This window comes from Flavitalea plasmicola (genome assembly GCF_030546645.1).
Classification (GTDB): Bacteria; Bacteroidota; Bacteroidia; order Chitinophagales; family Chitinophagaceae; genus Puia.
Genome location: NZ_JAUOTO010000005.1, coordinates 870,527 through 882,917, shown reverse-complemented (window position 1 = coordinate 882,917; position 12,391 = coordinate 870,527). Strand labels below are relative to the sequence as shown.

General features: G+C 47.8%; 12 protein-coding genes. All 12 read right to left on the bottom strand.

Annotation, left to right across the window (positions count from 1 at the left end):
• Nucleotides 1–71: 71 nt before the first annotated feature.
• Entirely contained in the window at nt 72–254 is a 183-nt protein-coding gene (locus Q4E93_RS21775; protein ID WP_303588854.1) for a hypothetical protein, read from the bottom strand.
• Nucleotides 255–511: 257 nt separating this feature from the next.
• Entirely contained in the window at nt 512–1,540 is a 1,029-nt protein-coding gene (locus Q4E93_RS21770; protein WP_303588852.1) for a type II toxin-antitoxin system antitoxin SocA domain-containing protein, read from the bottom strand.
• A 25-nt stretch (nt 1,541–1,565) separates the two neighbouring features.
• A complete protein-coding gene (locus Q4E93_RS21765) occupies nt 1,566–1,907 on the bottom strand; it encodes a hypothetical protein (protein ID WP_303588850.1) in 342 nt (113 codons plus the stop codon).
• A gap of 350 nt (nt 1,908–2,257) precedes the next feature.
• Nucleotides 2,258–2,638: a helix-turn-helix transcriptional regulator gene (locus Q4E93_RS21760; RefSeq protein ID WP_303588848.1), complete on the bottom strand. Its 381-nt coding sequence runs from the start codon at nt 2,636–2,638 to the stop codon at nt 2,258–2,260.
• A 243-nt stretch (nt 2,639–2,881) separates the two neighbouring features.
• Nucleotides 2,882–4,270: a tRNA uridine-5-carboxymethylaminomethyl(34) synthesis GTPase MnmE gene (mnmE, locus tag Q4E93_RS21755; protein ID WP_303588846.1), complete on the bottom strand. Its 1,389-nt coding sequence runs from the start codon at nt 4,268–4,270 to the stop codon at nt 2,882–2,884.
• Between the two features lie 698 nt (nt 4,271–4,968).
• Nucleotides 4,969–5,799, bottom strand: a complete 831-nt coding sequence (locus Q4E93_RS21750; protein WP_303588845.1) for an energy transducer TonB — start codon at nt 5,797–5,799, stop codon at nt 4,969–4,971.
• Between the two features lie 79 nt (nt 5,800–5,878).
• Nucleotides 5,879–6,412, bottom strand: a complete 534-nt coding sequence (locus Q4E93_RS21745) for an ExbD/TolR family protein (RefSeq protein WP_303588843.1) — start codon at nt 6,410–6,412, stop codon at nt 5,879–5,881.
• Nucleotides 6,413–6,518: 106 nt separating this feature from the next.
• Nucleotides 6,519–7,190: a biopolymer transporter ExbD gene (locus Q4E93_RS21740; protein WP_303588842.1), complete on the bottom strand. Its 672-nt coding sequence runs from the start codon at nt 7,188–7,190 to the stop codon at nt 6,519–6,521.
• Between the two features lie 183 nt (nt 7,191–7,373).
• Nucleotides 7,374–8,240 carry a MotA/TolQ/ExbB proton channel family protein gene (locus Q4E93_RS21735; protein ID WP_303588841.1) on the bottom strand — a complete coding sequence of 289 codons (867 nt, stop codon included), beginning with the start codon at nt 8,238–8,240 and terminating at the stop codon, nt 7,374–7,376.
• 297 nt (nt 8,241–8,537) lie between these two features.
• Nucleotides 8,538–9,812 carry an ABC transporter permease gene (locus Q4E93_RS21730; protein ID WP_303588839.1) on the bottom strand — a complete coding sequence of 425 codons (1,275 nt, stop codon included), beginning with the start codon at nt 9,810–9,812 and terminating at the stop codon, nt 8,538–8,540.
• A 195-nt stretch (nt 9,813–10,007) separates the two neighbouring features.
• A complete protein-coding gene (locus tag Q4E93_RS21725; RefSeq protein ID WP_303588837.1) occupies nt 10,008–10,472 on the bottom strand; it encodes a hypothetical protein in 465 nt (154 codons plus the stop codon).
• Between the two features lie 443 nt (nt 10,473–10,915).
• Nucleotides 10,916–12,316 (bottom strand): NADH-quinone oxidoreductase subunit N, encoded by a 1,401-nt coding sequence (locus Q4E93_RS21720; protein WP_303588835.1) that lies wholly within the window; start codon nt 12,314–12,316, stop codon nt 10,916–10,918.
• Nucleotides 12,317–12,391: the final 75 nt, after the last annotated feature.

Here is a 12,391-nt window from a genome sequence, read left to right as displayed (position 1 = left end):
CTTTTTCATATTGACTGTTTAAAATTAGCTCTTTCGAGTCTAATTCCAACCTGTCCTAATATCAGCGAAGGCTACAGATCTTTGTGGCGCCTATGGCGTTCTTCGTTCTCAACGAACAGGAACGTCTCTTCTACTTCTGCTGTCCTTCCAAATCGGACTTTGTACAGAACAATGATCTCTTCAATTGTTGCTACTTCTGATATATCCAATAATTGGGCATCTATGGCGTTTTCGCCATGCATATAAATGGTCATTGTGCAAAAATTTACAATACTAAATATGGTGGATACACCGGTAATATGTGCCGGCACAGGCGGGAACGTAGAAGAGAGTTGGTGGTTTGAAAGCCGACACTTATCTTTACTATACGTTCTAAAAGGATAGCCTAAGGAGTTTCCTCTTTAGTCACATTGCCGCAAAACAATATATCCTTTTTCTTTAAGCCCAACTATCAGAGCCAATGAGAGTTGGGCTTATGCTTTGGTTTTCATATCATTTATTTATTTACATGCTAATAACCATGAATTAATTTGAATGCATAATCATATCTAATTTTCCTCTTTTCGATAAAATTGTCTAACCAAGCAGGTTCTTCATGACTTAGTTCCACCATCTCACTTGTCTTAGTATCTTTAAACCTTGCGCCAATCTCGTTTAGCACTGCTAATTCCGTTTCGTGAAATAGTTCTGATTTAAAGGTACTATTGCGAGCTGGTGAGAAATATTCGCCCACCCCCCCATTCGAAAACTCTTGATATGTTACATCGACAAAGTCCCTACTAGCTGCATACTCAAATAGACTATTAAAATTTTGTAATACCGGCCCCAGGTTAATCGCCACATATTCCGCTCCACTAATACTGAAACAAGTGCGCTTAAAATGCAAGAAATCAGCGTAAAAAAGCAACTTATTCATTTTAGTTTTCCAAGGTTTCATATAATGAGTAAAAAAAATTATCATTTCCAGTAGCTTATCCAACCTAGGAGATTTGTAGCCTGTATATATGCCCAGAGTCTGCACACCCAGTCCCTGCATCAGGTATTCAGACAAGCCGTTCATTTCAAAATTTTTTCTATTTTTGTTCAAATTCTCCAGCCTTTTCAACAAATCTTCGACCTGCATATTATCTGATTGTTGACTGCCTGCATACATTGGGCTAATTAACAGTAATTTTTTAAACTCCTTCGGATCCCGCGCCAGCGTAATCAGCCTGGCATTAGATATGCTGGGGACCTCCCCCAATTCATATTGCCGATACACATTGACTCCAAATCCTAACACTTCTGACATCTTGGTCGCGGAAAGTCCATATTTTTCTCGAATTGCTTTGATATCATCGGGGAAAGGTATATTGTATCGTTCACGGTATTGATTAAAGTATTGGGTTTGGTTCAAGGTTTCAAGAAACTCATCAGTATAAGTCTTACCAGTTTCATCACAATATTCATGAAGCCAATATTCAAATCTATCTTTCCTAAATTCAATAGTATGCCTGCTCACCACTACCTTCATTTCATTTCCGGTAATAGGACTTTTCATAAATTTTTTTAATTATATTGAAATATTAAATACGAAGTTGTTGCGGTATAAATTCCAGACAAACTGCAGGCGCACACTCCATGCCCACAGAAATCTTAATATCCAAAGAGGTGCCATTATACTTTCTGTAAAAATTAGCTACTAGCCTCCACGGATACAGATTGACCGGGGCACCCCTGATGACATAATCCTCTATGTCCAGGTCGTCAATTATTCTTCTCTGAGTCGCTGCAGTCATTCCTAAATTTGCCAATAATATCGTGTTTACAGCATTTTGATTGCAAAAAAGGATGCCGTGCACATCAATAACACTTTTAATTGCATGTACCAGTGCATGGGCATCTGGCGTCGTGGTTACATTTTTCATATAAGATGAATATCTTATTTTTTAAATATCTCACTTTAAAGTGGGATTTAAAATCGAATAATCTGATTTTTAAGGCTTCACACATTTTTTTAGTTTTATATTTACACTTTAATGATATAAATTTACTAATTTTTGAGATTCAACGCTATAATGTTATTCACATTTTATAAAGGGAGTTGATATCTTCCGCTATCAAGCCCTCCGGTCGAGCATTTTGAAGCCTTATACCTTCCTTATATATAACACCCGACTTCTGTTTTGGTACTAGGGATTCAACTTTAAAATTAAAAAATGGAAAAAATAAGTCGTATTGCATGATAACGTGAGAAAAATCATCACTATGATTAGACCTACCAATTCCCATACCTCCTCCTCAAATACTCCACAACAACCCTCTTATCAAAAAGCAGCCTTCCTCCAATCTTCACCCTAGGAAATTCCGGATCCTTGATCAGTCGAAAGATCGTGCTCGTGGACATGCTCGTTACAAAGGCTAACATCTTAATGTCAACAAGATCTTGTTCTGGAGAGTGATCAGCGATTGGACCGGAATGTACGAGATGACTAGCCCTGATTTGGGCATTCTCAGTTTCTATCTTATTCATCCTCTGCCGGACCTTATAATTCCGCTGCCCACAGGAAAGGGAACAAAACTTTGTAGTGGTCTTTTTGGCGATGAATTCTTTGCCGCATTGCTGGCAAATTCTTTTTAATTCAAGATTGCTGCTCATACCCTATTTTTTAAATTGTCTTAAAAAATAGGCCTGATTTCAATAGTGCCAATTGATGTCGGTAGGTTTCCACAACTTTACAGAACTGTATAGTGCTATAGTTATTTCACCCTTTAAATATGCTTTTTTGTACCTCTGTATCTTTTATAAAACAGGCCATTATCAGTACAAAATAAGAAAATATGATTAATATAATTAATTTACAAATGCATATTCATTTTAAAATCAATCTGTAGCATCAAATCATTTCCCAATACAAAACTTACTAAATATATAATCCAACCTATCCTCACTCGTGATCTCCCCTGTGATCTCCCCCAGATAATGCAAACAATGCCGGATATCCAACGCCAACAGATCCCCTGGCAGCCGGTCATCCAACCCCTTATGAATACCCGCCAGTGACGCGCCCACCTGCTGCAGCGCATGATAATGCCTTGCATTCGTCACGATGGTCCCTTCCGTCTGCGTATTCCCTTGCAGGACCTGGTCCACCAGCCGCTGCTTCAGCACATCCACCTGTCGCCCCTCCTTAGCCGAAATAAACACCGCATCCGGTATCCCGCTAAACTTCCGCCGGGCCGCATCCTCAGACATTGCATCCACTTTATTCCCTACCCACACATATCTTTTCCCACCATCGGCTAGAACCAATTCCTGCTTACGCCCCATCACTTCATCGACCCCGTCCTCTACATCAAACATATACACCACAATATCCGCCTGCTGCATCTTCTCCAGGCTCCTCCCCACCCCGATAGACTCGATCACATCCGTCGTATGCATCCTGATCCCCGCCGTATCGATCAGCCGGAACAATATCCCATCTATATTCAACGTCTCTTCAATAGTGTCGCGCGTCGTCCCTGCAATCTCCGAAACAATCGCCCTGTTCTCATTGAGCAATGTATTGAGCAACGTCGACTTGCCCGCATTGGGCTTACCGACAATAGCCACAGAAACTCCATTGCGGATCACATTACCTAATCTGAAAGACTGCAGCAGCTGATCCACCGTCCCTTCTGCGGAAGTGACCAGCTTATAAAACTGGCTCCGATCCGCAAACTCCACATCTTCCTGCGAAAAGTCCAGCTCAAGTTCTATCAGTGCCGAGAAACTTAACAGCTGTTCCCGCAATTCCCGGAGCGCCTTCGAAAACCCGCCCCGGATGGTATGCAGTGCCGTCCGTGCGGAGGCCGCTGTATTGCTGGCGATAAGGTCCGCCACCGCCTCCGCCTGTGTGAGGTCCATCTTGCCCTTTAAAAAAGCCCGTTGCGTAAATTCTCCCGCACGCGCCAACCTGGCTCCTTGCCGCAACAGCGCCTGGATCACCCGTTCCTGCACATAAGGGCTCCCATGACAGGAAACCTCTACCACGTCCTCACCCGTATAGGACCGGGGCCCCTTGAACAAAGACACCACCACTTCATCCAGCGTCTCCTCGCCTTCTTTCAAAAACCCTACGTGCAGCGTATGCGAAGCCTGCTGCTCCAGATCCTTCGACGGAAAGAGCCTACCCACCACCCTGAAGCTTTCCGGCCCGCTGATCCGGATCACGCCAATAGCACCGATCCCCGGCGGTGTCGCCAGGGCCACGATGGTGTCATCCCAACCTGCTAATTTTCCTAACATGGGGGCAAAGGTACATTTTTATGGGGTCGGCGGAATATCACTATTCACCAGCCGTTGCGTCGCACCCTTGTACTGTCGCGGGGCGATTCGCCCCTTCTCCGCTCCTGTTGCTTTCACGGCAATTCGCTGATCCTTCTCCGCTTTTTCGCCAGCCCTAACCGTTCCGTCGCTGTAATTTCTCTTTCTATCAACATCAATTATCCCTGGACCGACGGACTATTTAACGAATGTAAATATCTCCACCATCGAAATTAAGGCTCCTCCACGGCAGGGCACGGCTTAAACCCCGCCTCCGCACATTGCCTTTGCCGCAAACTCCATCAACATGCTCATGCCCCTGAATGGCAAGGCGCAGCCTTTACCCTTCTTCAAACTCGTCCCGCTTATCAAATCCCCACTGGCCCCCTCCGCGACCAGCCGATCAGCTATGGCCTGAAGAAGCCTTAATTTGCGCCGGTCATCCAGCCACAAATGCACGATAGAATGGCTCGCTCACTAGAGGACAAATGCTCAGAGATAACGAAAATTACAGCGACGGAAGGCACATAGCTGTCGGGAATAACCACAGGAAAGCCACAAAGCACCTAAACAAACCCAAAACACCTATACAAACCTAAAATGCCTAAACAAACCCAAAACACCCAAAACAAAAAATCCCCTCCATCCGGAGGGGATCCTTTATAACTTAACCAAACCCATTATTGTGCTTCCAACTTAAACACGATCGGCTGTTTCTTATAAGACTTCACCTGACGACCATTCTGCACCGCAGGCGTCCATTTACCGCTCTTCTTGATAACCCGCACCGCCTCATCACGCAATCCACCTTCAGAAGGACCGCTGATAGCCGATACATCACTCACATTACCCTCCTTATCCACGATGAACTGTACCACAACAGTACCCTGTATCTCATTATTCACCGCTTCATCCGGGTAGCGGAAGTTCTTGTTCAGATAACGCAGCCACGCCGCAGGGCCACCAGGATATTCTGACTCGATCTCCACCTTGGTAAAGGTCTTATCATAATCTTCCTCGTCCTTCTTAGGCGCTTCTACGACACCTTTGCCGGCATCTGATACAGGAGGAGCTGTAATACCCTCATCCTTAATACCTTCCTGGTTGACGGTACCGATCTTGGTGTCCTCCAGCTTTTCCTGCTCGGGGGGTTTTTCGTCTTCTTTTACTTCATTGTCTTTCACGATCTTAGGAGGCGTGAACTTCGCGATCTCCACCTTAGGCGGCTCCACTTTGGGAGGCGGCGGCGGAGGCGGTTCATTCTTCTTTTCTTCCTTGACATCTTCCAGCTGCACGTCCTGGACCTGTACCGCCTGCTTCGCCTTGCCCGAATCCAGATTGGATATGAAATAGGCAATGAAGAGCAATACAAGGGCTGCAGCCATGGCAATAAGAGCCCTCACCAGGCGCTTATTGTAGGTTTTGCGCAGCTCGTAAGCGCCGTACTCCTTATTCCTCCCCTCGAAGATAATGTCGAGGACGTCGGCGCTTAATATTTTATTGACTTCCATTGTAAATGGTTTGTTTTTGCGGACCTGTGTCCGCTAATTAGATTCTATACCAGAAGGAATCCATAAGGAATCTTCCGGTTTATTTTATGCCATTGGCCTGCTCTGTGGCCGTGATGAACTTGTATTCATCCGGGGTAATATCCACCAGTGCATAGCGCTTTACATCGTCGATCTTCATCTCATCCAGCATGTCCACCGTGTTCTTGTAGGTGGCGTCCTGCGTAGGCTTTATGATCACCATGAAGTCCTTGGGGTCCGTCCTGCGCTTCTTGTCCAGGATGACGTCCCTTATCTTCTTCCAATCGGACTGTTGCAGCTTGGACGGGTCCAAACCCTCATAGTAATAGATGTAATTCGCCTTCGAAGGCATCACCGTAAGGGCTGCAGACTCTTTCAGCTTGTTCTGCTCATCAGGCTTGTCAGTATCCTTCGGCAGGTTCAGCTTCATAGCCGTCGGCGAGCTCATCGTCGTGGTGAAGATGAAGAACGTGATCAGGAGAAATCCCAGGTCCACCATAGGGGTCAGATCCACACGGGTAGACAGTTTCTTGCCCTTTTTGACGCCCGGTCCTTTTTTATGACCGCCCCCACTTGAGGTATCCATTTCTGCCATAAAATAGCTTTTTTTAAAGTTACTAAAAATTAATCAGTTTCCCATTCCGGGTTTTACCCGCCCAATCTATTCAATATCAAACTCTTGCGCACGCGCGGTACCGGAATTATTCAGTGGCCTTGCTTCCCGACGTCTGCTGTACTTTGAACAGCTCGCTTCCCGCAGGTGCCGGGACGGGGTTGGTTACCATCTGGAATTTCATCTGGTCATTCTTCTTGAAAGCTATGATCACTCCCTGGAACGAAGGGTATTTCGCAGCGTTATCCCCTTTCACCAGCAGGGCCATTTTAGTGCCCTGGAAGGCGCCAACAGCTGCCCTGACCCAATCAACCAGCTCATTATCGGTGCTATCCTTTACGGGTATCCCCGGCAAGGATATCTTTTTCATTTCATCCGGCGTCTTATCCAGGTAGGATTTCAGCTGGGTAAACGGTACACCGATATAAGCGGTGGGATTGTTCGAAAAATTCTTCTTTTCCTGGTCCGAAAGTCCCAGGTTCTTGGCTGTATTTATGGCGTCGATGATGTCTTTCTTCTCGGAAACATTACCGTCAGAAACGCTGAAATACACCTTTCCCTCTTTGTCCATGGTCACCAGCACCACGTTCTTCTCCGGGGCCACTTTGGATGACACCGAACTGGGCGTCGTCACGCTCAGCGCCTCAGGCGGTTTGAACTTGGTAGCCAATATGAAGAAGGACAGCAAGAGAAATGCCACATCACACATGGCCGTCATGTCGATGTTCGTGCTTTTACGCGGTATTTTGGCTCTAGGCATTTTAAGATATTTTAATTTACACCCTCAATAAGACACATATTCACCGGAATTCCATAAGGATCTTTTACCTTATTCTTTCCGTCCGGTCTCCTCCGGCCCGATCCGGCCCTCCCAAAACTTCCACCCGACTGACCAGGAAGCCTGAAAGCTTGGCCGTTCCACCGGCTGATCCCGACTCCCCGCTTATTTGTACAGGGAGGCGAAGCTCTGTGTCAGTGTAAAGCCGCTCTCGTCGATACCATAAGTGATACCGTCGATCTTGGTGGTGAAAATGTTGTACATGATGATGGAAAAAGCGGAAGTACCGATACCCAATGCCGTGTTATACAGGGCCTCGGAGATACCTTGGGACAGCTGGGCAGCAGCTTCACCACCACCGCTATCACCAAGCGCCGCGAAGGAAGTGATCATCCCGATTACCGTTCCCAGCAGACCCATCAGGGTGGCTACAGAGGCGATAGTGGAGAGGAATACCAGGTTCTTTTCCAGCATGGGCAGTTCCAGCGCAGTAGCTTCTTCCACCTCTTTCTGGATGGCCAGGACCTTCTGCTCTGTGTCCAGCTCGGCATTTGTGATCATTTCTTTGTATTTGCGGAGGCCGGCTTTCATTACATTACCTACACTGCCTTTCTGACGATCGCATTCTGCGATGGCAGAATCAACATTCTTATTGGCCAGGTGATATTGTACTTTACGGATGAACTCAGCGATATTGCCGTTCCCGGTTGCTTTTGCAATCGTCATGAAACGCTCGATTACGAAAGTCAGCACTGTCAGCAACGCTCCGATCAGGATCGGAACGATGATCCCTCCTTCATACATACGGGAAAATCCGCTCTTGGGTCCTTTGTGATGCGCCCAGAATCCGCCATTCGGATCAGGAGTGGTAAAATTGCTGTCGGCACCGATAATGAATCTCCAGATCAGGTAGCCGGCAATAATGCACACAGTAGGTGCTACCCAGGAAATCGAATTACCCTTCTTTTTTGGTTGTACAGATGATGTGGAACTCTTAGCTGCTGTCGCTGCAGTCGGTTTCGTTTCAGCCATGATCGTTTGTTTTTAGTGTTTTTTAAAAAAATTGAAGTATGTAATAGAAAATGATTGTACAATTCTAAGGAAAAAAGCTTTTCAATAGACGAATTGGATCACTAAATTTTTTTATAGGCTTCACAAGATAAGATTTTTTAACTACTGACAAATTCTAAATATTCAGTGCGTTACATCGTCCAAATAGCCCGTCCCGCCAAGTTTTGCGCGTCCACGCATCTAACGGCATACGGAGCAATTTGAATGTTTTTTCGGTTAATTAAGGATCGGAAAAGGTTAATGATTAGCTGTCGGCGCTCACTCATATCTCAACGCCTCGATCGGGTTGAGTCTCGATGCTTTCAAGGATGGATACAGCCCCGCCAGCAGCCCAACGATCGAACATAGGAGGATCCCCCCCAGCAGCCACGCCCAGGGGACAACAAAACCAGTATGTAAAATAAGCGAAAAAGAATTACCAACAATCACGCCAAGGACAACACCGAACGCAGCCCCGATAAGACTGATCAGCACCGACTCGAAAAGGAACTGCTGCCGCACGTTGCGCTGCCGCCCCCCGATCGCCTTTATAAGCCCGATCTCCTTCGTCCGTTCCGTCACCGACACCAGCATGATATTCATCAGTCCTACCGCCGCCCCCACCAGGGTGATCACCCCGATCAGCACCGCGCTCAGCGTAATAAAGCTCAGGTTACGCATCAGCATCGCCACCCCACTGTCGCTCTTATCGATATAGAAATTGTTGTCCTCCGTCACCTCCAGCTGCCGGATAGGTCGCATGATCCCCTCCGCCTGGTCAATCGCCCCATCGATCGTTCGTACGTCCGCCACCTTCACCAGTACGCTGAAAGATGCATTTGGGTTGGAGTTAAAGAACCTTCGTACATTATTATAAGAGGTAAGGATCATATTGTCCCAGCTCATCCCCAGGGTCGACCCCTTCGAATCCAGCACCCCCACCACCCGGAAAGGCAGCCCGTTCACCCGGATCACCTTCTCCACAGGCCGGAAGGGATCATGGCCGAAGAACCGCTCCGCCACCTCGCTCCCCACCACGCAAACATTACGACCTGACTGCACGTCCAGCTCGTTCAAATTCCTGCCCGCCACTATATTATAGCCGTTCAGCTCTGCCCAGTTAGGGTCTCCCCCATACACCGACACCGTCGGGTTCGTCTTCTTATCCCCCAGCGACACCACCGCATCACGGGATCCGAACAAGGTAATACAGATCCTGGCCGGGTATTGAAACCGTTCCCTGAATGTCTCCGCCTGATTTTTGGTGATCGGCTTGCCGGAATTGGACTTCTTCGCCTTCCGCTGCCCCTTTTTCTCCGCCTTCACGTTACTGTGGTCAAATCCCATTTGCCACTCCCGGTAATGGATCGTGAACCCATTGGCCCCCATGGCAGAAAAACTCTCCATGAACTTCTGCTTCATAGCATCGATCGCCGTATTGATCCCCACCAGCGCCATGATCCCAAACGCAATAATGGACACAGTGATCCCCGTGCGCAATTTATTGCTCTTCACCGTGCGAAAGGCCAATGCCAGGGTGTCCTTAAGTTTCATGAAAGCGTAAGATACTAAATTCTGTCCTATCCCCGCATCTCCCTCCTCTCCGACCCTTTGATGCCATAACCCCTCCATTCCATATTAAATTTTTGTTACCGCCCCCAACGAAAAAGGCCCCGCCTCGCGGAGCCTTGCTCATGTAACTCGATAGTTAACCTCGACAACCTTTTTACCTTGTATAATTGGTACTGATTACTTCCTGACCGTCGTATAAACCTCCCAGCTATCCCCATTGGAACGCAGCGTCACCTTCGCATCCGCACTCTCCAGGGACACATAATAACAGCTGTCCTCATTCCCCGTAAACTCGAAAAGCTCCGTGATCCAATAATCCTTGTAATCCCCCTTCAGGCTCAACAGCAGGCCCAAAGGCAGCTGGGAAGAAGTGATATTGCGGGTCACGGCCAGCAGATCTCCGCGCTTGGAATAAAATGCAAACATCACCACATCATTCATCTTAAACATCACCTTGGTAAAGGCCGCATGTGCCTCCGTGCTCATCAGCTGCGCACCCCGGAAACTCTTATTAAAAGAAACCCTGATATCACCATCCGCAGAATCCACCGGCTTTGCAAAACTATAGCTCGTACCCAGGACCAGCAACAACGTCATCATGACGGCTGCTTTCTTACTTACATTTACAATTGTCTGTTTCATAAAATTATTTTTTAAATGTTTTTGGTTTTGTTTTCCATCCGTCCGGGCGTCCCCGGGTATGCCAACTACTAGTCCAGCCAAATGCCAACTTTTTAAAACAATTGACAACCAGCCACTTAGCAAAAAACCCCGAACCCGGGGTGTACGCTCATGACATACCAACTGTCCGCTTTTGAACAACAAACACCTGCAAACATTCCACCTATCCACCCCCCGATAAATACGTCACGCCATGAAAGACTACGCTGGTCAGCTATAGCCCGAAGGCGCCTTATCTTTCGGCCAGGACATTCAGCCACCGCCGCTAAATAGCATTTCCTGCACCACAGGGAACAAATGCCCAGAGGTACCGAAAGTACAGCGCAGAAGGGCCTATAGCTGCCGGCAAAGCAACTAACCCATAAAGCAACTAAACCATAAAGCAAATAAAAATCTAAGAAAACCTACCACGTATAAACCAACCCATGCAGCCTGTCCAGCACCACCTGCGGAAACACCCCCAGCAGGAGGATCAGCGCCGCCACCACCACCAGCAACCCCTTGAACCCGGGCCGCAGCTCCAACGCCTGCGCATCCCCGTCCTTGAAATACATCGCCTGGATCACCCGGAAATAGTAGTACACGCTCACCGCCGCACAAAGCACCGCAAAGATCACGAGCCAGAGGAAATGGCCCGTCTCGATGACTGCTGCCAGCATATAATATTTAGCGAAGAAACCCGCCGTCAGAGGGATCCCTGCCAGCGAAAGAAGAAATATCGTACAGGTAGCCGCCAGCACAGGATGATGCTTGGCCAGCCCATTAAAACCTTCAAATGTATAATCCTTCATCTTGATCAGCACCGCAAAGATCCCGATGGTCGCCAGGCTATAAGCCGCCGCATACAGCAATATGCCCTCCTTTGCCAGCCCATTGATGGAAAGCAAAGCCAGCAGCATAAAGCCCGCCTGCGCAATGGAGGAATATGCCAGCATCCGCTTGACGCTCTGCTGGAACACCGCCGTGATATTGCCGATGAATAACGTCACGGCCGTGATGATCGCCACGAACAGCTGCCACCGGGCCTGGCTGTCGCTGAACGTCTCATCGAACAGCCTGATAAATCCGATAAAGATCCCCGCCTTCACGATCGTCGCCATAAATGACGTAAACACCGTCGGCGCGCCGTCATACACGTCCGGCGTCCAGAAATGGAAGGGTGCCGCAGAGACCTTGAAACCCATCGCTACCAGCAGCAGCAACAGTCCGGAGATGTACAGGGCGGATAAATTGGCCTTCCCTACCCCCAGGTCATCGATTGAGAAGGTGCCCGTGGCGCTGGCGCCATACAACAAGGCGATCCCCAGCAACATCAGCCCCGTTGAAAAAGATCCCATCAGGAAATATTTCAGGGCCGCCTCATTGCTTTTCAGGTTCCGCTTATCGCTGCCCGTAAGGATATACAAAGGGATGGAAATGATCTCGATACCGATGAACAGCATCAGCAGGGTATTGAACGTCGTCACCAGGCTCACCCCGCACAGCACGAAGAAGATCAGTGCAAAACATTCCGCCACAGGCATGCGTGCCGCAATATTTTCGATCTCCCTGCCCGACAGCAGCACATAGATCAGCGTGGCGCCGAAAATGATCGTATTGGCCAACAAACCAAAGCTGTCGAAGAACAGCATCTTATGCACGTCGACAGGAAAAAAGTGATAGCCGATCAGGTCCAGGTAATTGCCCGTCAGCAGCAATAAGAGACCCAGGACCGCGGCATTCCGGAGCGCCGACCCCTTACTCGTGACGATCCCGCTGAACATCATGATGATCCCCCAAAGTGCCGATATAATAATTGCATTCATGTTTTTAGCTACAAGCTGCAGGCTACAAGCTGCAAGCCGGTCTTTTTAATTATCAATTACTTAATTAATCCTTAT

What these genes read in the sequence shown, in the direction of transcription:
- Q4E93_RS21750 (WP_303588845.1), bottom strand. Translation starts at nt 5,799, where the DNA reads ATGGAAGTCAATAAAATATTAAGCGCCGACGTCCTCGACATTATCTTC.
- Q4E93_RS21730 (WP_303588839.1), bottom strand. Translation starts at nt 9,812, where the DNA reads ATGAAACTTAAGGACACCCTGGCATTGGCCTTTCGCACGGTGAAGAGC.
- Q4E93_RS21765 (WP_303588850.1), bottom strand. Translation starts at nt 1,907, where the DNA reads ATGAAAAATGTAACCACGACGCCAGATGCCCATGCACTGGTACATGCA.
- Q4E93_RS21720 (WP_303588835.1), bottom strand. Translation starts at nt 12,316, where the DNA reads ATGAATGCAATTATTATATCGGCACTTTGGGGGATCATCATGATGTTC.
- Q4E93_RS21745 (WP_303588843.1), bottom strand. Translation starts at nt 6,412, where the DNA reads ATGGCAGAAATGGATACCTCAAGTGGGGGCGGTCATAAAAAAGGACCG.
- Q4E93_RS21775 (WP_303588854.1), bottom strand. Translation starts at nt 254, where the DNA reads ATGACCATTTATATGCATGGCGAAAACGCCATAGATGCCCAATTATTG.
- Q4E93_RS21760 (WP_303588848.1), bottom strand. Translation starts at nt 2,638, where the DNA reads ATGAGCAGCAATCTTGAATTAAAAAGAATTTGCCAGCAATGCGGCAAA.
- Q4E93_RS21735 (WP_303588841.1), bottom strand. Translation starts at nt 8,240, where the DNA reads ATGGCTGAAACGAAACCGACTGCAGCGACAGCAGCTAAGAGTTCCACA.
- mnmE (WP_303588846.1), bottom strand. Translation starts at nt 4,270, where the DNA reads ATGTTAGGAAAATTAGCAGGTTGGGATGACACCATCGTGGCCCTGGCG.
- Q4E93_RS21770 (WP_303588852.1), bottom strand. Translation starts at nt 1,540, where the DNA reads ATGAAAAGTCCTATTACCGGAAATGAAATGAAGGTAGTGGTGAGCAGG.
- Q4E93_RS21725 (WP_303588837.1), bottom strand. Translation starts at nt 10,472, where the DNA reads ATGAAACAGACAATTGTAAATGTAAGTAAGAAAGCAGCCGTCATGATG.
- Q4E93_RS21740 (WP_303588842.1), bottom strand. Translation starts at nt 7,190, where the DNA reads ATGCCTAGAGCCAAAATACCGCGTAAAAGCACGAACATCGACATGACG.